Origin of the sequence: Zhongshania sp. (assembly GCF_029212375.1) — a bacterium.
Classification (GTDB): Bacteria; Pseudomonadota; Gammaproteobacteria; order Pseudomonadales; family Spongiibacteraceae; genus Spongiibacter.
The window spans coordinates 109,617-129,439 of record NZ_JARGNU010000008.1; the positions used below are offsets into that span (position 1 = coordinate 109,617).

Below are 19,823 nucleotides of genomic sequence, written 5' to 3' on the forward strand. Positions count from 1 at the left end.
TCGCTATCTAGACGTTGTCAAGATAGCGTCTGAAGTTGACGGTGTCAATATTTGAGCAGCCCACAATTATTGAATTGGGTGTTGGTTGTGCTTACTAAAGCGGGGCTTATAGGGGTGGTGCTGGCGGGGAGAGGCTTAAGCAGTACGACTAAGAGGCAGTTGCTGCGCTTCTTAGTCGTACTGCTGGGGGCGGAGCTTAGCTCGCTTTACTTAATTCGTGTGCTAGGAACTCGTCGTAAGTGCCTTGGAAGTCATTAAAGGTCTTGTCGGTGATTTCGAGCACACGGGTTGCGAGTGAGGATACAAACTCGCGGTCGTGGCTGGCGAAGATCAGGGTGCCGTCGTAGTGCTCTAGCGCCAAGTTGAGGGCTTCAATCGCTTCCATGTCTAAGTGGTTGGTGGGCTCGTCCATGATTAAGACATTGGTGTCCATCATCATTAATTTGCCGAACAACAGGCGGTTTTTCTCTCCACCAGAACAGACTTTGGCTTTCTTGTTAAAATCGTCTGAAGAGAACAACAGGCGACCCAGGGTGGCGCGTACAATTTGATCGTCGTGGTGGGGCTTGCGCCACCGGCTCATCCAATCAAACAAGTTGAGGTCGTTGTCGAAATCATCGGTGCTGTCCTGCGGGCAGTAGCCGAGGCTGGCGTTTTCGGCCCATTTGACCACGCCTTCTTTGGCTTCTAGCTCTCTCATTAGGCAGCGTAGAAAGGTGGTTTTACCCGCGCCGTTTTCGCCAATAACCGCAAGGCGAGTGCCGGCATCTAAGATCATGCTGCCTTTGGCAAACAAGGGCTCATCAAAGCCGTGACCAATGTTTTCTAGGGTCAGTGCGGCGCGGTGCAGTTTCTTATCCTGCTTGAAGCGGATATACGGCGAGGTCCGGCTAGAGGCCTTGATCTCGTCGAGCTGGATCTTGTCGATCTGCTTGGCCCGTGAGGTGGCCTGCTTGGCTTTAGAGGCGTTGGCCGAGAAGCGGCTAACAAACTGCTGAAGGTCAGCAATTTGTGCAGACTTCTTGGCATTCTGCGACTGCAGGCGCTCGCGCGCAGCGGTGGCGGCGGTCATAAAGTCGTCGTAGTTGCCTGGATAAACCCGCAGCTCGCCGTAGTCGATGTCGGCCATGTGGGTGCATACCGAGTTTAAGAAATGGCGATCGTGAGAAATAATCACCATGGTGCTTTTACGTTGGTTCAGCACGTCTTCCAACCAGCGAATGGTATTGATGTCGAGGTTGTTGGTGGGCTCGTCCAGCAGCAGTATATCTGGATCAGAGAACAGGGCCTGGGCGAGCAGTACTCGCAATTTCCAGCCCGGCGCCACTTCGCTCATGGGGCCAAAGTGCAGATCGAGCTCGATACCGGCGCCCAATAAAAATTCGCCAGCGCGGCTCTCGGCACTGTAGCCGTCCATTTCCATGAACTGGGTTTCTAACTCCGCTACCTTCATACCGTCTTCTTCAGACATTTCAGGCAGCGAGTAAATGCGATCGCGCTCTTGTTTAATCTCCCACAGTTCGGTGTGGCCCATGATCACGGTGTCGATAACCGAGTATTGCTCAAAGGCGAACTGGTCCTGATGCAATTTACCGACGCGCTCATTGGGGTCGATAGAGACATTGCCGGAGCTGGGTTTCAGGCTGCCGTCGAGAATCTTCATGAAGGTGGATTTGCCGCAGCCATTGGCGCCAATCAGGCCGTAGCGATTGCCGCCGCCAAATTTAACCGAGATGTTTTCGAATAATGGCTTGGCACCAAATTGCATGGTGATATTTGCTGTAGAGATCAAGAGGCTATTCCCGGACGCGTTAAACGTAATTTGTGATGAAGCATGAAAAGAAGGGGGCCGTACTATAAGGGTTTTGGCCTAAAAGGTCGAGCGTAAGCGGCCGTGAGCGCGGCGTTGGGGGCGATTTTAGGGCTAGATTGTGGAATATTTACTGATTATTTCAGAATGTCTTAAAAATCCGGTATGTTGTGCAAAAAGTGGCGCTAGCCGAACCGAGAAGAGTGAATATGAGCGAAAATAGCGAAGTAAAAATGTCCCCCCTGTGCCGCACTATCGAACAAAACGGCAAGTCTGTGCGGGTAGATATATACGAAGACGGCGATGGCAGCTGGATTCTAGAGGTTTTTGACCAATTCAATAATTCCACAATTTGGGAAGACGCCTTTGAATCAGACGCCGACGCCCTGTTTGAAATAGAAGCCACGATTAAGGAAGAGGGCATAGACTGCCTGATTGGCCCAGTTGATGGCGGTGTATTTTGATCGCAGTTTTCGGTAAGCGAGGTTGACTAGAGAGGCCAAGGTAATGGCGACCGCAGTGCAGCCCGTCGCGTTGATTACGGGTGGCGCCCAGCGTATTGGCGCCGAAATTTGCCGCCAGCTTCACAGTCGCGGTTATCGCATTATTATTCATTACCGCCACTCTAGCGCAGCGGCCGAGCAGCTGCGCGACAGCTTAAACGATCTGCGCGCAAACTCGGCGACGGCAATTGCCGCCGACATGACTTCGCTCGCCGAGGTACAGGCACTTGCTGACACGGCGCTTGCGGTTTGGCAGCGCGTAGACGTGCTAGTGAATAACGCCTCGGGCTTTTACCCCACGCCCATAGGTGAGGCGACCGAGGCGGATTGGGATGCGCTAATGGGCAGCAATCTCAAAGGGCCGTTTTTTCTCTCTCAAGCTTTGGCACCAGCGCTGCGCGATAGCGCTGGCTGCATTATTAATCTGGTCGATATTTACGCTAAAAATCCGCTGCCCAGTCACAGTATTTACTGCATGGCCAAGGCGGGGGTGATGATGATGACTCAGTCTTTGGCGCTAGAGTTGGCGCCAAACATACGGGTGAACGGGATCTCGCCTGGTAATATTCTGTGGCCAGAGCACGCCTCGGCATACTGGGAGCAAGAAAAGCAGGCTTTGACTGAGCGGGTGCCGCTAAAGCGCGAAGGCGAAGCCAGTGATATTGCGAAAACAGCGGTGTTTTTGGCGGCGGATGCGCCCTATATCACCGGTCAAATTATTGCCGTTGACGGCGGCCGCAGCCTAGCAATTTAGGTGTATAGCGCGTACAAGAGTGTGGTAAACCAAAAATAGCGGCAGAGCCGGATTGAATATGTAAACCCAGCCGCCATCCTAGGGGGCTGCCCAATTATGCTAACGAGGTGTGTTCATGCTTTACGATTTTACTGTCGTGCAGTTCAGTACAATGTTGTCTAATTTAAGCGCCATCTTGAACAAGGGCGCGGAATACGCCGAGGGCAGAAAAATTGATGTTGATGCACTGCTAACTTCGCGTTTGGCCTTGGATCAATTTAATTTAATTCGCCAAGTGCAAATTAGCTGCGACGCGGCCAAGCTGAGTGTGGCGCGCCTAACCGGCAAAGCCGACAGCGCCCCTAAGCACGAAGATTTTGAAACCACCATGGCCGAGCTGCAGGCGCGCATTAAGTCGGTGCAGGATTATTTGGCAGGCTTTAGCGAGGCAGATTTTGCAGGGGCGGCAGAGCGCCAAGTAGTATTGCCATGGTTTGAAGGCAAGTATTTGCTCGGTAAGGATTTTGCCCAGCGCTTTGCGATTCCCAATTTCTATTTTCACGTTAGTACCGCTTACGCGATTCTCCGCCATCACGGTGTAGAAGTGGGCAAGATGGATTACCTCGGCGCGATTCCCTTTCAAGATTTGTAAGCGTTACGGTGCCTAGCTTAGCGCAGGGCGACTGGGCTGAGGCCTGCCCGCCTTGTTAAAAGCTCTCGGCCATGGATTGTCGAATCGAGGCCACCACTGCACGCACGCAGCTCATTCGTGAATAGTTAGGCCGCACTAGCAGGCATATCTCCCGAGTTGGCAGTGGCGCCGTAAAGTGGATATAGCGCAGGTCTTTGTCATTGTCTTTCACCGCTAGGGCGGGCAGTAGGGTAATGCCCATGCCGCTGGCGACCATGTAGCGCAAGGTTTCTAGGCTGGTAGCCTGAAAGCGGGTGTCTTCCTTGGCGCCGGCGCTAAAACAGTAGTCTAGAGCCTCGTCGCGCAAACAGTGCCCATCTTCCAGTGTGAGTACCCACTGACCGTTAAGGTCGCTGAGCAGGGCCGACTCCTTTTTGGCGAGAACATGCTTGTGGGGAACCGCCAGCACCAGCGGCTCTTCAAATAGCGCGTAGCGCTCCACGCCTTGCATGGTGTTTAGCCAACTTAAAATCAGTATGTCTAATTCACCGTCGTCGAGTTTTTTGAGCAAAACATCAGTTTGATTTTCGTGCAGGTAAAAATTGATATTGGGGAGGCTCGCACTCAAGTCCGCCATGATATGAGGAAGCAAATAGGGCGCTACGGTGGGGATTAGGCCGATATGTAAGTCGCCGGCAAGGGGGTCAGAGAGCGCCTTGGCCGACTCCTCAAAATCATTGGCGGCGCGCAAGACTTGGCGGGCGCGAAGCAGTAGTTCTTCGCCGGCGGCGGTGAGCATCACCTTTTTGCGATGGCGCTCTATTAGCGTGAGGCCGAGCTGCTCCTCCAGTTTCATTATTTGCCCGCTTAAGGTGGGCTGGCTTACAAAGCAGGCTTCTGCGGCGCGACCAAAGTGCTGATGGCGGGCCAGCGCATCTAAATACTGCAAGTCTCTAATTTTGACCATGGGCTATATCTGCGCACTTTATGATTGGTAAAACCTATCTTAATCATAATAATCATCGATTAGAACTTATATCTCCGCTTCCCTAGTATGGGTCCTGAGCTTAAGGCACACCGCCTTTTCAAGATTACCACCACAAAGGATAGCCACTATGTTCCCAACCATTATCAATACCAAGGTTCAGCCCTTTAAAGCCACTGCCTACCACAATGGCGATTTTGTCGACGTTAGCGATGCTGATCTGTTAGGCAAGTGGTCTGTGCTGGTCTTTTACCCCGCTGACTTTACCTTTGTTTGCCCCACTGAGCTGGGCGATATGGCCGACCACTACGCGCAGCTGCAAGAAATGGGCGTAGAAGTGTACTCAGTGTCTACCGACACCCACTTTACCCACAAAGCGTGGCACGACAGCTCCGACACCATTGGCAAGATCCAATACCCAATGATTGGTGACCCAACGGGCAAGATCTCGCGCAATTTTGGCGTAATGATCGAGGAAGACGGTCTGGCACTGCGCGGTACGTTCGTGATTAACCCCGAGGGCGAAATTAAAGTCGCCGAGCTTCACGATCTTGGTATTGGCCGCTCAGCCAAAGAGCTAGTGCGTAAGGTGCAAGCTGCTCAATACGTTGCCGAGCACGATGGCGAAGTTTGCCCAGCAGCATGGCAGCCAGGTGAAGCGACACTATCTCCTTCTTTGGACCTAGTTGGCAAAATTTAATACCCCATGTTGGCCCCGTTAGCGGGGCCTTTTTTACCAATCAAATATGTAAATTAAAACCGAATTCTAAAGTTCACGGGAGTCACCATGTTAGACGCGAAAATGAAAACCCAGTTGGAGGCGTACCTCCAAAATCTAAAAACACCGGTAGAGCTGGTCGCGTATCTCGATGGCCAAGATAAATCCTGGGAACTTGAAATCCTGATGAACGAGGTGTCTGCGCTATCGCCGCTGGTGTCGCTGGCTCAGGGGGAAGATCACGAAGCGCGTCGGCCAGCAATGGGCGTGCGTTCCGTGGCCAGTGGCACCGAGATGCGGTTTGCTGGCGTGCCGCTTGGTCACGAATTTACCTCATTGGTGTTGGCGGTGCTGCACAGCGGCGGCCACCCCATGAAAATAGATAAAGAGTTGATTGAACAAGTGCGCAATCTTGACGGCGAATACCGTTTTGAGACTTACATTTCTTTGAGCTGCCAGACCTGCCCCGAGGTGGTTCAGGCGCTAAATATGATGGCGGCGATCAACCCGCAGATTCGCAATGAAATGATCGACGGCGCGATGTTCCAAGACGAAGTGGAAGCGCGAAAAGTGCTCGCGGTGCCAACCGTATTTATGAACGGCCAACAGTTTTCTCAGGGTCGTATTAGCTTGGCCGATATCTTAAAGAAGATGGACAAAAACGCCGGTGCGAGAAGCCTTAAAAAACTCGCCGAGAAAGACATATTTGATATGTTAGTGGTTGGCGGTGGCCCCGCTGGCGCCTCGGCGGCAATCTACGCGGCCCGTAAAGGAATTCGCACAGGCGTGTTGGCCGATAAATTTGGCGGTCAATTATTGGATACCGTGAGTATCGAAAACTTTATTTCGGTGAACGAAACCGAAGGGCCTAAATTGGTCGCCAATCTCGAGGCCCACGTTGGTGCTTACGATGTGGATATTATGGCGGGCCACCAAGCTAGCGGCTTATCGGTAGCTGACGACGGCAGCATCGAGATCAGTGTCGAGGGTGGCGCGGTATTGCGCAGCCGTTCGGTGTTGCTGGCGACCGGTGCTCGCTGGCGCGAAATGAACGTGCCTGGCGAACAAGAATACCGTGGTAAGGGCGTGGCCTACTGCCCGCACTGCGACGGCCCGCTGTTTAAAGGTAAATCGGTTGCGGTGATTGGCGGTGGTAATTCGGGTATTGAGGCCGCCATCGACCTTGCGGGAATCACCGGGCACGTCACGGTGTTGGAGTTTGACAACAAGCTGCGCGCCGACGAGGTTTTGCAGCGCAAGGCGCGCTCACTAAAGAACGTCGATATTATCACCAGCGCCCAAACCACCGAAGTGCTGGGTGACGGCGACCGAGTGATTGGTTTGGCGTATACCGACCGCCAAAGCGGCGAGACCAAAACCATTAGTCTGGCGGGTATCTTTGTGCAGATTGGTTTGGTGCCCAATACCGAGTTTTTAAAAGGGGTGGTAGACCTTAGCCCGCGCGGCGAAATTGAAATTGGCGCGCGCGGTGAAACCTCGGTGCCCGGTGTGTTTGCCGCTGGCGACGTCACCACCACGCCCTTTAAGCAGATTGTAATTGCAGTGGGCAGTGGCGCAACCGCCGCCTTGGGCGCCTTTGATTACTTGATTCGCCAGCCGGTGTTGGAAAACAGCGCCGAGCAAGTGGCAAACCAAGGTGCAAACCAAGCTGCTTAACCTCTATTTGATCTAAACGCCCTGTTGCCCCTCACCGAGGGGCTTTTTTTTGCCTGAACTCCACCAAAAAATATTTTAGCGAATACCCTGACAATTGCCTTGGCGGCGCGTTTATAGATATGACGATTAGCAAAACCTATCTTGCGACACATGGAGAACCACATGAAATACGCCGCCAGCTTGTCATTGCTTTTTATCTTTGCGATAGCTTTTATATTTTTACGAGGGCCACAAGATCCACTCTTAGAAAATCAGGGCGCTTCAGAAACCCAAGCCCCAAATAAATTCGAACACCACGCGATAAACGAGCCCGCTGAGCCGCAGCGGAATGCGGTAAAGGACGAGGTCTATACATCTGCTATTAGCCTGCCAGCCCCCAAACCGGCATCTGAAAAGATGCTTGCGGAGCATTTTGCTGGCGCTCAGGCAGCGGCTGCGCATGCTAAGCAAATAAAGGAGTCCGCCATGCTGGTCAGGCAGCGATCTCATTTTATTGCGGATACGGATTTCCCAATGAGCATTGCCCCGCGAGATAGAGAAGGCTATGCCGCCAAAACCGAGAACCGCTTTTTGTCGGTGGCGCTATCGCCGCTATCCACCTTTGGGCTAGAAGTAGATTCGGCGAGTTACGCAAATATGCGTCGTCAAATCAATAACGGCCAAATCCCCGTCCCCGCTAGTGTAAGATTAGAGGAGCTGGTAAATTATTTTGATTACAACTTCTCTGCGCCAACAGGCAAGCATCCTATTGCGGTGATGTCAGATTACGCCGTAGCGCCGTGGAACCCCGCCCACCGCATTGCCATGATCGGCGTGAAGGCGGTGGACACCACCGCTAGCAGTGAGCGCGGCGCACGCATCACATTTTTACTCGACACCTCGGGCTCTATGAATAGCCCCAATAAATTGCCGCTACTGATCCGCAGCTTTCAAACCTTGCTCTCGAATTTAAAGCAAGATGATCAGGTTGCGATTGTGACTTACGCGGGGAGTGCCGGAGTAGTATTGCCGCCCACGCCAGTTACCGAATCTAATCGTATTCAGCGGGCCTTGGCCAATCTTAGTGCAGGTGGCTCTACCGCCGGTGGTGCAGGCATTGCCTTGGCCTACGATGTTGCCCGCAAACAATTTGATAGCAAGTCGACTAACCTAGTGATTCTCGCCACCGACGGCGACTTTAATGTTGGCGCCAGCAGCGACGGCGAGCTAAAAGCAATGATCGAGAAGCAGCGCGCCAGCGGCGTATTTCTGTCGGTGATTGGCATGGGTACCGGCAATTACCAAGACGCGAAAATGCAGGTCTTGGCCGAGGCCGGTAACGGCGTTGCGCATTATTTGGATTCCGACGCCGAAGCCCAGCGCTTGTTTGGCTCCGAGCTAAGCCGCACCCTCCACATTGCGGCTAAAGACGTGAAAGTGCAGGTGGAGTTTAATCCAGCGGCGGTAGCGCAATACCGGCTGTTAGGCTATGAATCTAGAGTGATGAACGCCGAAGATTTTCGGGACGACAAAAAGGACTCTGGCGAAATCGGCGCAGGCCACTCGGTGGTTGCGCTCTACGAGATCATTCCCACTGGTAACGGCACCGCGCCAGATATTGAACGTCGCTACCCAACAGTTCGCAGCAAGGGAAGTCAGGCAATGGAGTTAGGCTTTGTCAAAATTCGCTACAAGCAGCCAGATGGCGACAAAGGCATTGAATTTGCGCATGCTATGACAACACAGGCTAAGGCGATTGAATCCGCTACCGCTGATTTGCGTTGGGCTTCAGCCGTTGCGGAGTTTAGCTTGGTACTGTCGCAGTCTGAGCATGCTGGTTCAGCCAGCTACGCGGCAGCCTTGCGCCGCGCCAGAGCGGTATTGCCGCATATGCCAGACGACAAACGCAGCGAATTTATTGGTCTGATCGAAAGGCTTACCACTACTAGGATCGCCCAAGAGTGAAAGAAAAAAATATTGAAGACTGGCTCACCCAGCTTAAAAATCCGAGCGAGTGTGAGTCAGCTCGAGAACAAGCGGTTATGGCCGCAATCAAGTCTGGGCTGAGCGCGTCGCAGCAGTCTAGCGAGCTAGACCAGCTGGCACTGCAGCGCCTGCATCGACGTATCGAGCAAGAAGGCCTTTACCAACAAGCTAAGTATCAACAGCCTAAGGTCAAACGTGGCCGAAATTTACATCGCTACGGCTATGCCGCGGCGGTATTGCTTGGCGTAGCGATTATGCTCGATCTGTCGGTCTTCAAGGGGCCAACACGGCAGGCGCTGCGCAGTGCAGCCGATTCGGACTCTGCGCAATTTAAGATGATGGCCGCCTCGCCACAAATGCGTAAAGACATAGCGGAAGAGGAGATGATCGAACCGAGGGCCGAGGCAATGTCTGGCGAGCAGTATCTGGCGGATGCTGCTAAAAACGAAGCGGCTGAAATGAGCAGCGCAATGGCGAAACGCGATCGCGTTGCCGCGGCGCCGCTAGCGAATGAACAACAGCAGGCTGCCCGTCAGAAAGGGGGCGTCGTCGCACACCGCCTAGTGGTAACTGACAAACAGTGGCAGGCGCTAAGCGAACTTGCCGGTGAGGGTATCTCGTTAAAACAGGGCGCCAACGCCGGTCATTGGCTATTGCAGCTTAATAGCGAAGCAGATGCGCAGCGCTGGCAGAAAGCCTTGCCAGAGTTTGAGCGGAATAAACTGTGGCCAATTGCTCAGCGAATTGATATTGAATTAGAGCTAGTCGACGCGCAGCGCGGTGACCGCAATGAATAATGCCGAGGTCGACGCGCTTATTGTGGATCTTCAGGCCGGAGGTGCCCAGCGCAAACACGCCGTAACCCAGCTCTATACAGAATTTTCTGGAAAATTTACCCGCTTCTTACAACTCCGTGGTGTGCCAGAATCAGAGTCAGAAGACCTGATGCACGACATCTTTCTCGCTTTTATTAAACGCTGCGATGGCTTCACTCCGAGTGGGCAAGGGCGAGGGTGGCTGTGGTCAGTTGTGCGCTCAAAATTGGCGGATCGCTACCGACAAGCGAGTAAAGAAAATACAGAAACCTATGACGATAACTGGGAGATCGAATCTGGAAACTACGACGAAGCGCGGCTGCAAGCCTGTATCGCCGGCCAAATGTCGGTGTTTACCCGAGACTACCCCGAAGGCGCCCAAGCACTGTCGTGGGTGATTGATGATGAACTAGACCTGCGCTCAGTAGCAGAATTACTCGGCCGCAGTTACGGCGCTACCCGAGAATTTATGTCGCAAATAAGGTCGCGGTTACGAGCCTATATAGACCAGTGTTTGGTGGGGTGAACAATCGAGAATGTATAAATGCGCCGCTGTTTTGGGTGTTACTCGTGTTGACGGTGTTGCGCAACGTGCTACACTCTACGCATGATCAAATCATTCAAGCACAAAGGCCTAGAAAAGTTCTACAACACCGGAACTAAAAAGGGCATTCAAGCTACTCACGCCACCAAGCTAAGGATGCGGCTCGCGGCTTTAGATACTGCCCATTGTATTGAAGATTTGGACATCCCAGGTTACCGGTTGCACGCGTTAAAAGGTAGCCGAAAAGGCCTGTGGTCTATCACCGTAAATGGTAACTGGCGTGTAACTTTTGAGTTTGTAGAAGGCCATGTTTATATCGTTAATTATGAGGATTATCACTAATGAGTATGCATAACCCCCCTCATCCAGGTGAGTTTATTCAAGCAACTTACATGGAGCCATTTGATATTAGCTGCCGCAATCTTGCAAAACATCTTGATGTAGCGGCCTCTACTCTTAATCGAGTCATTAAGGGTCAGAGTGGTATCAGTCCGGAAATGGCGCTAAGGCTTTCTAAAGCTTTGGGTCGTAGCCCAGAAAGCTGGCTTGCCATGCAGGATAACTACGATTTGGCACTTGCTAAAAAGCAGACAAAGCTGACCAACGTCTTCCCCCTTGACCTAAGTGCTGCGTAACAAGGCCGTCAATTTGACCACCTTACGCTGCGCTTCAGTCAGCAAATTTTGGTGGCGTTGATGCTGTGTAACAACTTCCAGACTTCCATCTAGTTCGCGATTTTTTACGGCCCGCTTTTTAAACAGTACCAGCCAACATCAGCACTAATCCCAAACCGAAATAGTCACTTAGCGCGTCTATAAATATATCCACAAAAAAGGCGAGGGCCCGCGAGCGCTCGCCTTTTAAATGCTTAACCGTTTAACCTAGCTTTTCAATGCTGAGTACCTCTTGGGTTTTTGCATCTATAAAGCATTCTGCGCGGTAGTTTGCTTGGTCTTTCGGCAATACTAACAGTTGTACTTTGCGGGAGTTTGATGGCCCGCTAATGCCTTTGAAACGCGTGCGGGTAGTGTCGTCATTTTCGCTGAATTTTTCCATGGTGCTATTTTTGCACGCGGCAACCAAGTCTTTGGTGGCTTCGCCGGCATGGGCGCTATTTAGTGCGCCGATGACTAGACCAAAGGTAAGCAGTATGTGTTGGATTGTTTTCATGATGGCATTCTCTTGTCAGTGTGGTTTCTGCTGTGGCAGGTAATTTGGTAACAATTTGTTTTGTATTGGTAACGTGGCCAGTGTAGGTTGTGCGTATATAATGGTAAATAGCCAAAAACACACATGTATGGTGCAAATATGCAGGCGATGGATTGGAGTGATGTGCATTACTGCTTGGCAGTGATCCAAGAGGGTTCGGTGACAGCCGCGGCGAAGAAGCTGGGTGTTAATCACACCACGGTGTCTCGGCGTATAAGCGCGTTGGAGAAAACCCTGCACGCGTCTTTGTTTGATCGCTCTACCTCGGGTTGGTCGGTGACCCCAGTGGGGGAGTCTATTCTGCCCAATCTGGAGCAGATGCAAGAGGCCGCGAGCGCCATAGAGCGCAGTGTGCATGCCGACCGTAAGGACCTTAGCGGCACGCTGCGGATTACGGCGCTGGATGTGTGTATTCAGCGCATTTTGTTGCCGGGCCTGAAAGCCTTCGGCGAAAAATACCCCAGTATTCATGTGGAATTATTGGCGTCGGAAGAAGCCTTGGATTTGTCGGTGCATGCGGCGGATATTGCTTTTCGCACTACCAATAATCCGCCGCCGAATGTGGTCGGCAAGAAAATAGCTAATTTCAATTATGGGGTTTATGCCACTAAAAGCGCGTGGGAAGACTATATGGCGGGGCGCGGCGATGTGGGCGCCATTTCGTGGATGTTAGACGGTAAGGCAATTCCCGAATGGCTGCGGCAAAGCTACCCCGATATGCCGATTCGCTATCGCTCTAACTCTTTGAATGTGATTTATGATTTGGTTAGGCAGGGCAGCGGTTTTGGTGAAATACCCTGTTCGCTGGGTAATAGTGATCCCGATTTAGTAAAAATTCCGGCGCAGGGTGTTATGGAGCCGATGGGTTTTTGGTTGCTGACGAATCTCGATTTGCGCACCACGGCCAGAATTCGAATCTTTCGCGACTTTATGCTGGACTATCTGCAGCCCTTAGTTGAGCGATTCGAGTCGCAGTCTGCTTTGTGAGGTATTTTATTTAAAAGTAATGTTAAACGATATCTACTTGGGTTCTGGCTAGCGATGCCATGACTTTGCTGAGTAACTCTGGTTGCGAGCGCACCCCAATTTTTGAGTAAATCGCTTTAAGGTGCGAGCGTATGGTGCTTTCTTTTACGCCCATGGCCTCGGCTATTTCTTTAACAACTAGGCCCTTGCATAGCAAGCGAGTAACGCCTGCTTCTGTGCTTGTTAAATGATATAAAATTTCCAGTCCCGCCAAATCAATATCCACATTGGCGTCGATATTTTTTATTTGCAGGAGTACGCCAAGCTCCTCTGTTCCGGGAATAAGGCCGGGTAGTAGATGTGGTTCTACACTGATTTGATACTGGTCGGTACGTGCATAATTGCGGCAGGATGCTGAGCGGTTATCGGTAAAATCCTGCAAGTTACCCATAAGTTGGTCAATGGTGTTACGCAACTTATGGGGCCGAAAAAATAATTTTCCTGCAGATATACACGCCACGTCTTGGCGTAGCAATTCTTCTGCTAAGTCATTTTGAGAAATGATGTGGGCGTCTGAACGCAGCAGATAAGCTGCACAGTCTATGATATTGGTGATCGAGTCGAAGCCGCTTTGTAATGATTCTAAGGCAATATTGCGTTTGTAAATCGCCAGCGCATTTTGTAAGTGGGGAACAAAGAGGTTGAGGGTTTCAAGTTCGTCGCTGCGGAAGGGCTTGTGTTGATGGCCGCGCTGAATGGTGACGCGAAATGCGTGGCCAATTTTTGGATCTTCGATGTAGGCGCCACAGGCATAGCGGATATCTAAAGGTTTGGTGTAGTCAGCGTAAAATTCTGAAGACAGAAAATGCCTATCTGGCACCGCATCACTGCTATGAAACTGAAAGGGTGAATACTTGGTCATGGCCTCTGCCCAGACGTCGGTGTGAATATAGTGCTCGCCGTAGACTTGCAGCTCGTCATCGTTCAAATGCCGTGATAAAACGATGTCGGTCGCGTGGGTTTGAATTTCTTCAAACATCAGTGTTGTGGAGCGCGACGGAATTTCGGTCTCTAACATGGTAAAAAAAGCCATCCATCCGTCGGCTTGGTGGGCGTGTCGATAAAGCTCGCCAATTAGCTGTGATAATTTACTGCTCTGCATTATTTATTGTTGGCTGTCCCCACAACTTTTAACTCACTTCCTGGGGGTCGCTACAGCTGCTGTCCGTTGCATCCCCCCAATCTAGGGGAGGCGTTAAATAAACTATACCGTTAGATTATCGCGTGAGCAATTCTAGCTGGCATTGAGGGGGCTTGTTGGTACACAGGGAAGTGTAAACATCTTGATGATGCTGGCTTGATAAGTGGAGGGACGGATATGCTGCTTAGGCAGCGCTCAAAGCAAGGATGCTACCCCTCATACAACGATAAAGAGCGTAGATTTAGCGATCTACGCAGCGCGTACCAAGGGTAGACGTATGGAAGCAATATTAAAGAAACCAGCCAATACACGCTTGCTGAGTGTCACATTGTCATCGGTGTTGTTAGTGGCCTGTGGCGGCGGTGGAGGTGGCGGTTCTGCCGCGAATAATGGCATTGATGTTTCCGGAACCCCCGTTAAGGGGCCGATGGTGAATGCCGATGTGCTGGCCTATCGCTACAGCGCGAGTGGCACTCTATTGAAAGGCAGCTTGTTGGCGAGTGGCACAACCAATGCGCAAGCCAATATCGCTGGTTTGCGTATCCCTAGCGATTATAGCGGCCCCGTTATTATTGAAGTTCAGGCAAACCAGCAAACGAGCGATTTAAATACCGGTTTAACGCCAGCGATATCGGTATTTCGAACAGTAGTTGCGAGCCCAGATGTATTGGCCGCTGGGCCGATTTACCCATCGCCACTCACCTCGCTTGCTTATGAACTGGCCGTTAGCAATGCCGACTCGGCTGCATACGGTGGCGATGGCGACGGCAGTATTAGTGAAGTTGAGTTTAGCAATGCCTTTGGCTTGGCCTCACAAAAAGTACTTGCAACTTTGGGCTTTGGTTTAGCAATAGACACCGATCTTAACACCACCCCGCCATTGTTAACCGCAGCAACGACAAGCTCGGCCGCGCAGGTACAGGCAATTACTTATCGCGGGGCGATCGAAGCGCTGAGCGCGATATTAATCACTATGAAAGACGATGCGATTGCCAATAATGCGGCCTCTCAGCAAACCACCGATTCGCTGTTGGCTGCACTTGCTGCCGACCTAGGTGATGACGTAATAGATGGCGCAGCAGGGAGTGAGGCAATTTCGGCTTTCGCCGATATCAGTGATTTGCTTGCTTTAGTCACGGTGGACCCCGCCACACTAAAGGTGCCGGGCACTGAAATTTCAATTGCTGATATTGAATCTGTGCTGGTGGCTGAGCAGAGCGCAACGGGTTCTGCGGTAGACAGTTCGGCTATTGCTGCCGGAACGGTTACTGCTAACCCTGAACCCGCAAAGGCGTCACCAGACGTAGATGCTGATGGGATACCAGATAGCATTGATAATTGCGTGTCTGTGGGCAATCCCGAGCAAGGGGATCTTGATGAGGATGGTGTAGGTGATGTTTGTGATGCCGATCGCGACGGTGACGACGTAGCCAATGCCGATGACGACTTTCCTAACGATGCCAGTGAATCAGTCGACACCGACCAAGATGGCATTGGCAATAACGCAGACCTAGATGATGACGGTGATGAAGTCCCAGACGTTGACGATGCCTTCCCTCTTGATGAAAGTGAATCGGTGGACTCCGACAACGATGGCCAGGGAGACAATACTGATACCGATCTAGATGGCGATGGCGTTGAAAATAGTGTGGATAACTGTCCCGTCACAGCCAATGAAGATCAGGCCGACAGTGATGATGACGATGTGGGTGACGTCTGCGACACCCCAGATCCACAGCCGTCTGCGGCGGTGTGGGGCAGCTTCAACTGGGATGATGCGAACTGGCAGTAGCTTCGCCTCGGATTATTTAGACACTCGTTAACGATTTTTTAGAGGAAGATAAAATGAAAAAGCATATTTTAATGGCCGCGGTACTCAGTGTTGTGACGCCCAGTTTGTTTGCTGGCGAAGTTGCGGCAGGGGATGTAACAACTTTTACCGCGGGCACAGCCGCTAAGGCCGGTGAGGTTAATGCAACTTTTCAGGCGCTCATTGCGGCTATTAATGACAATGCGGAGCGGATCAGTAATTTGGAGAGCACACAAGTTAATGCTTCTGTTGCGGGGGGAAGTTTTCAAATTCGCACCTTGAATAGCGAAATCGCGGTAGGCAGCGCTGATGGTTATCATGCGAATGACGATAACGATTTCACGAATATTAGCAATGGCGGTATAGCGGGCTCTTTAAGCTTTGATGCTGAGGGTTCGGGTGGGAGTTTCGTTGTTACTGGCGACCACGTTTACGAGGCTAACCTGCCAGGAAATCATCTGGAAAATCATGGTGGAGATGATTTAGGTTTAAGCGCGATAACCTACACTCAATCTGGAAATATTGTGAGTGTGGCTTTCCCGGATGACGGGGGCACGTCTACTGTCGATTTCATCGTAAGTGCAAATGGCTCCGTAATTTTGGCGCAGTCTATAGAGGCTTTCAATACAACTTTTGATGATGGCTCAAAAGGTAAATCATCCTATACAGAGTTGGTTATAGGGATTCGCACAGAATAACTCGGTGTGGGGTAATGGGTGGCACCAGGGCTTAAAACTCACTGGTGCTACTTTTGGGTTTACCCTGCAATAGGCGGATGGTCGTCATAATCGTCTGAGGTGGAATACCCCTCTGGCTCAAACTCTTCTCTAAACGCGTTAACCTGTTCAAGTGCCTCACTGATGTTGGCTTTGTATTTTGCGATATGGAATAAGGCATCACCTTCGTATACCAGTGGCAAAAACGTGCGGCCAATAACAATGCCGTCGTCGCTGGCGAGGATTTTGGCGTCTGAACTGCTATTGCCCATGGGGTCGGAAATAAGCGCGAGTACATCGCCCTTGGTTACAAATGCACCTAGCGGCACTAGCGCCCGCAATACACCGCTGCTATTGGCGCGTATCCAAGTAGATTGACCGGTAATCATGCTGCTGCGCTTGGGCTTTTTACTGCGCGAGGGCGGCAACATGCCGATATGCCGCATCACGTTAATAATGCCGCTCACTCCCGCGCGAATGGCCACTTCGTCAAAGCGCAGCGCTTCACCCGCTTCGTATAGTAGAACCTGAATATTGTGATTGCTGGCGATTTCGCGCAGTGAGCCATCTCGGGTTGCCGAATGCAGAATGACTGGCGCGGCAAAGCTCTCGGCCATGGCGCGGGTCGATTCGTCTTTAATATCGGCGCGGATTTGGGGCAGATTACTGCGGTGCCGAGCGCCGGTGTGCAGGTCGATACCGTGGGTGCATTGCAGTACTACCTCGTTGAGAAAGGTGTGCGCCATGCGCCCTGCCAGCGAACTTTTGGGCGAGCCGGGAAAGGAACGGTTTAGATCTCGGCCATCGGGCAGGTAGCGGCTGTTATTGAGAAAGCCGTGTACATTCACAATGGGTATGGCCAGCAAGGTGCCGCGCAGGGAGCGCAGGGCCTTGTGTTGCAATAGGCGCCGCACAATTTCAACACCATTGATCTCGTCGCCGTGAATCGCGGCGCTAACAAACAGGGTTGGCCCCTCTTTACGGCCGCGAATCGCTTTAACGGTCATCGACAGTTCAGTGTTGGTATAAAGCTGCGCTACTGGTAATTCTATTTGGGTGCGGCTACCGACGGGGATGTCGGTGCCGGCGATGGTGAGTTTCTTCATGGGTTACTCTTAACCTGTGCCACGAGTCTTATTTTTGTTCGGGCCGGCGTTTTCTTCAATAAATTTGATGATTTCAGCGGCAACATTTTTCTTGCTGGCGGTTTCTATACCTTCTAAGCCTGGTGATGAGTTTACTTCCATGACCAGCGGGCCGCGGGCCGAGCGCAAAATATCTACACCGGCAACATTGAGGCCCATAATTTGCGCGGCTTTAACTGCAGTGGCGCGTTCTGCCGGGGTGAGACGGGTTAACTCGGCAGTGCCGCCGCGGTGTAAGTTGGAGCGGAACTCGCCACTGGCAGCGGTGCGTTGCATGGCGGCAACCACTTTTTTGCCAATAACAAAGCAGCGTACATCGGCGCCGCCAGCTTCTTTAATAAATTCTTGTACGAGGAAGTCTGCCTTCAACTCGCGGAAGGCGTCGATAACGCTCTCGGCCGCTTTAGCGGTTTCGGCTAACACCACGCCGCGGCCTTGGGTGCCCTCCAGCAGCTTGACTACCACGGGTGCGCCGCCCACCAGTTTGATGAGTTCTTTGGTGTTGTGAACGTCGTGGGCAAAGCTTGAAATGGGCATGCCCACATTTTTACGTGACAGCAGTTGCAGGGCGCGCAGTTTGTCGCGTGAACGGCCGAGTGCAACGGATTCGGTGAGGCTGTAGGTGCCCAACATTTCAAATTGGCGAATAACCGCGAGGCCATAAGGGGTGATTGAGGCGCCAATACGGGGAATTATGGCGTCGAAGCCTTCGAGTTTTTCGCCCTTATACCACACCACTGGTTCGTGTGAGCTCAATTCCATATAGCACTTTAGGGTGTCTAGCACGCGTACTTCATGGCCGCGTTCGGTACACGCTTCAACGAGACGGCGGGTAGAGTAGAGGCGTCGGTTACGCGACAGTATGGCAATTTTCATGATACGGTTTCTCGTTTGTATCTGCGTGTATGGCGGAGCCATCAGATTGGCTCGGTCGCTGTTTAGTTCCCGCGGTTTACGGGTTTAGTTCGGTATTGTGTGGCGGGCTTGTTTCGGCGGCTTTTTGCTGGCGCAATACGAGCGGCTGGGGTCGACGGTATAGCGATTTTTCATGGCAGTGCGTCCTAACAACATGCGAAAGAGCATTTGTGAGCGGTCTGCGAGGGTCATTTCGGCAAGGCATTCTTCACCGCCAATACAAATGTGTGTCTCTATAACATAGCGCATACTGCGGTGACCGCCAGAATCAGTGACTTGCCGATAGTCTTTAATTGGCGCTCGGCAGTTGATAACGTCGGTGGTGTCGTGCTGATGGGGGTGTACTTTAAATTCGACCCACGGCGCACCGTCTACCTCGATGGCCTTGATATCAAAGGCGTGAAGTGAGGAGCTGCGCGCGCCGGTGTCGATTTTCGCTTTTATGCCGGTTAAGCCCAGTGCGGGTAAGCTTACCCACTCTCGCCATCCTAATATTGTCTGTGGCAAATGCGGCCTCATATCGTCAGACTTAAGGTGGCCAGCATAGCCGCTAAGGGCCGTGAGGAGTAGCTTTTAATGCTATTTATACTTTTTTAGTTAGCGGCCTTTGGGCGCGTTTTAGGCACTCATTGGTGGTGACGAGGTCTGATTTTGGGCGGTGCTTTTTGTAGGGGCGGCAAACGTAAATTTTAATCTGGGCCTACTGAAAATTGAATTATAAGGAATCAAAGGATGAGAAACGTGAATAAGCTAATGTTAAAGGGTGGTCTTACTTTTGTGTTGAGTGCATTGCTGCCGCTGTTTGCCGTTGCGGCGACCTTACCAGATGCCCCTCATGTGCTGGTGTCGGCGCGGGGCGAAGTAGAGGCTCAGCCCGATATTGCACATTTACAGTTACAAATTTCAGAAACCCAAGAAACGGCTGTGGAAGCGAAGCGCCTTGTGGATCAGCGCACTGCGCAAGTATTGACCGCCGTGGCGGAGCAGGGCGTGGCCGAGGCCGATATTCGCGCCTCACAGATTCGTATCTATCCAGACTACGAATGGCAGGACGGCAAGCGCTTATTGTTGGGGCAGCGGGTAGAGCGCAGTGTCGATATTCAGCTTAAGGATGTATCGCGCTACGGTGCGGTGCTCGATGCTTTGGTGCAGGCCGGTATTAGCGAACTGGGCAATGTGAGTTTTGATTTGTCTAATCGCGAGGCGCTACAAGCGCGGGCGGTGCAAGCTGCAATAGCCGATGCCAAGGCCAAGGCGTCGGCGCTGGCGGCGGGCTTTGGTCGCAAGCTGGCAGGGGTTTACCACATTGATGAAGGTGCAGCGGCGCCGGTGGTGTATGAGCGAGCAATGATGATGGATGCCAAAGTGGGCGCGCAAGCCCCAATGCTCATTGGCAAAGAAACGGTAAGCGCTACGTTAAATGTGGTGTTTTTACTGAAATAAGCGACATTTCTGGGGCTTTCTGCGGGCAAAAAAAAGC

The 19,823-nt window shown here is 52.0% G+C and carries 21 protein-coding genes; 14 read left to right on the top strand and 7 right to left on the bottom strand.

Annotated elements, in window-relative coordinates; all coding sequences use genetic code 11:
• Positions 1-196 precede the first annotated feature (196 nt).
• A complete protein-coding gene (locus P1U47_RS10295) occupies positions 197-1,792 on the bottom strand; it encodes an ABC-F family ATPase (RefSeq protein WP_301028742.1) in 1,596 nt (531 codons plus the stop codon).
• Positions 1,793-2,019: 227 nt separating this feature from the next.
• Between P1U47_RS10295 and P1U47_RS10300 the strand changes: the two genes are divergently transcribed.
• The 3 genes from P1U47_RS10300 to P1U47_RS10310 all read left to right on the top strand — a co-directional run bounded on the left by P1U47_RS10300 (position 2,020) and on the right by P1U47_RS10310 (position 3,698).
• Complete coding sequence (locus tag P1U47_RS10300; protein WP_301028744.1) at positions 2,020-2,274, top strand: hypothetical protein; 255 nt, start codon at positions 2,020-2,022, stop codon at positions 2,272-2,274.
• A gap of 43 nt (positions 2,275-2,317) precedes the next feature.
• Positions 2,318-3,067, top strand: coding sequence for a pteridine reductase (locus tag P1U47_RS10305; protein ID WP_301028745.1), 750 nt, complete (start codon positions 2,318-2,320; stop codon positions 3,065-3,067).
• A gap of 115 nt (positions 3,068-3,182) precedes the next feature.
• A complete protein-coding gene (locus tag P1U47_RS10310) occupies positions 3,183-3,698 on the top strand; it encodes a DUF1993 family protein (RefSeq protein ID WP_301028746.1) in 516 nt (171 codons plus the stop codon).
• A 55-nt stretch (positions 3,699-3,753) separates the two neighbouring features.
• Here P1U47_RS10310 and oxyR read toward each other — a convergent pair whose 3' ends face one another.
• On the bottom strand, positions 3,754-4,644 hold the full coding sequence (gene oxyR / locus P1U47_RS10315; RefSeq protein ID WP_301028747.1) for a DNA-binding transcriptional regulator OxyR: 891 nt from the start codon (positions 4,642-4,644) through the stop codon (positions 3,754-3,756).
• A gap of 148 nt (positions 4,645-4,792) precedes the next feature.
• Here oxyR and ahpC point away from each other — a divergent pair, with 148 nt between their 5' ends.
• The 7 genes from ahpC to P1U47_RS10350 all read left to right on the top strand — a co-directional run bounded on the left by ahpC (position 4,793) and on the right by P1U47_RS10350 (position 11,016).
• A complete protein-coding gene (ahpC, locus tag P1U47_RS10320) occupies positions 4,793-5,362 on the top strand; it encodes an alkyl hydroperoxide reductase subunit C (RefSeq protein WP_008252550.1) in 570 nt (189 codons plus the stop codon).
• A gap of 87 nt (positions 5,363-5,449) precedes the next feature.
• Complete coding sequence (gene ahpF, locus P1U47_RS10325; RefSeq protein ID WP_301028750.1) at positions 5,450-7,057, top strand: alkyl hydroperoxide reductase subunit F; 1,608 nt, start codon at positions 5,450-5,452, stop codon at positions 7,055-7,057.
• A 162-nt stretch (positions 7,058-7,219) separates the two neighbouring features.
• Positions 7,220-9,001, top strand: coding sequence for a von Willebrand factor type A domain-containing protein (locus P1U47_RS10330; protein WP_301028752.1), 1,782 nt, complete (start codon positions 7,220-7,222; stop codon positions 8,999-9,001).
• Entirely contained in the window at positions 8,998-9,819 is an 822-nt protein-coding gene (locus tag P1U47_RS10335) for a hypothetical protein (protein WP_301028753.1), read from the top strand. Before P1U47_RS10330 ends, P1U47_RS10335 begins: the two co-directional genes overlap by 4 nt.
• Positions 9,812-10,363: a sigma-70 family RNA polymerase sigma factor gene (locus P1U47_RS10340; RefSeq protein ID WP_301028754.1), complete on the top strand. Its 552-nt coding sequence runs from the start codon at positions 9,812-9,814 to the stop codon at positions 10,361-10,363. Before P1U47_RS10335 ends, P1U47_RS10340 begins: the two co-directional genes overlap by 8 nt.
• 81 nt (positions 10,364-10,444) lie before the next feature.
• Complete coding sequence (locus P1U47_RS10345; RefSeq protein ID WP_301028755.1) at positions 10,445-10,723, top strand: type II toxin-antitoxin system RelE/ParE family toxin; 279 nt, start codon at positions 10,445-10,447, stop codon at positions 10,721-10,723.
• Positions 10,723-11,016 (top strand): HigA family addiction module antitoxin, encoded by a 294-nt coding sequence (locus tag P1U47_RS10350; RefSeq protein WP_301028756.1) that lies wholly within the window; start codon positions 10,723-10,725, stop codon positions 11,014-11,016. The genes P1U47_RS10345 and P1U47_RS10350 overlap by 1 nt, the downstream gene beginning before the upstream one ends.
• A 241-nt stretch (positions 11,017-11,257) precedes the next feature.
• Here P1U47_RS10350 and P1U47_RS10355 read toward each other — a convergent pair whose 3' ends face one another.
• Positions 11,258-11,551: a hypothetical protein gene (locus P1U47_RS10355; protein ID WP_301028758.1), complete on the bottom strand. Its 294-nt coding sequence runs from the start codon at positions 11,549-11,551 to the stop codon at positions 11,258-11,260.
• Between the two features lie 138 nt (positions 11,552-11,689).
• Between P1U47_RS10355 and P1U47_RS10360 the strand changes: the two genes are divergently transcribed.
• Positions 11,690-12,577, top strand: coding sequence for a LysR family transcriptional regulator (locus P1U47_RS10360; protein ID WP_301028760.1), 888 nt, complete (start codon positions 11,690-11,692; stop codon positions 12,575-12,577).
• A 22-nt stretch (positions 12,578-12,599) separates the two neighbouring features.
• Here P1U47_RS10360 and P1U47_RS10365 read toward each other — a convergent pair whose 3' ends face one another.
• Positions 12,600-13,634 (bottom strand): helix-turn-helix transcriptional regulator, encoded by a 1,035-nt coding sequence (locus tag P1U47_RS10365; RefSeq protein WP_301028761.1) that lies wholly within the window; start codon positions 13,632-13,634, stop codon positions 12,600-12,602.
• Positions 13,635-14,034: 400 nt separating this feature from the next.
• On the opposite strand from P1U47_RS10365, the gene P1U47_RS10370 reads away from it, so the two are divergent.
• On the top strand, positions 14,035-15,549 hold the full coding sequence (locus tag P1U47_RS10370; protein ID WP_301028763.1) for a thrombospondin type 3 repeat-containing protein: 1,515 nt from the start codon (positions 14,035-14,037) through the stop codon (positions 15,547-15,549).
• 53 nt (positions 15,550-15,602) lie between these two features.
• Positions 15,603-16,265 carry a hypothetical protein gene (locus P1U47_RS10375; RefSeq protein ID WP_301028765.1) on the top strand — a complete coding sequence of 221 codons (663 nt, stop codon included), beginning with the start codon at positions 15,603-15,605 and terminating at the stop codon, positions 16,263-16,265.
• 59 nt (positions 16,266-16,324) lie between these two features.
• Here P1U47_RS10375 and P1U47_RS10380 read toward each other — a convergent pair whose 3' ends face one another.
• From P1U47_RS10380 to P1U47_RS10390, 3 genes are all read right to left on the bottom strand, one after another.
• The gene (locus P1U47_RS10380) at positions 16,325-17,389 is read right to left on the bottom strand and encodes a succinylglutamate desuccinylase/aspartoacylase family protein (RefSeq protein WP_301028766.1); all 1,065 of its coding nucleotides are present in this window, start codon (positions 17,387-17,389) and stop codon (positions 16,325-16,327) included.
• 9 nt (positions 17,390-17,398) lie between these two features.
• Positions 17,399-18,304: a 30S ribosomal protein S6--L-glutamate ligase gene (gene rimK / locus P1U47_RS10385; protein ID WP_301028768.1), complete on the bottom strand. Its 906-nt coding sequence runs from the start codon at positions 18,302-18,304 to the stop codon at positions 17,399-17,401.
• Positions 18,305-18,388: 84 nt separating this feature from the next.
• On the bottom strand, positions 18,389-18,850 hold the full coding sequence (locus P1U47_RS10390; RefSeq protein WP_301028769.1) for an ATP-dependent zinc protease: 462 nt from the start codon (positions 18,848-18,850) through the stop codon (positions 18,389-18,391).
• A gap of 234 nt (positions 18,851-19,084) precedes the next feature.
• Here P1U47_RS10390 and P1U47_RS10395 point away from each other — a divergent pair, with 234 nt between their 5' ends.
• Complete coding sequence (locus tag P1U47_RS10395; protein ID WP_301028771.1) at positions 19,085-19,786, top strand: SIMPL domain-containing protein; 702 nt, start codon at positions 19,085-19,087, stop codon at positions 19,784-19,786.
• Positions 19,787-19,823 lie beyond the last annotated feature (37 nt).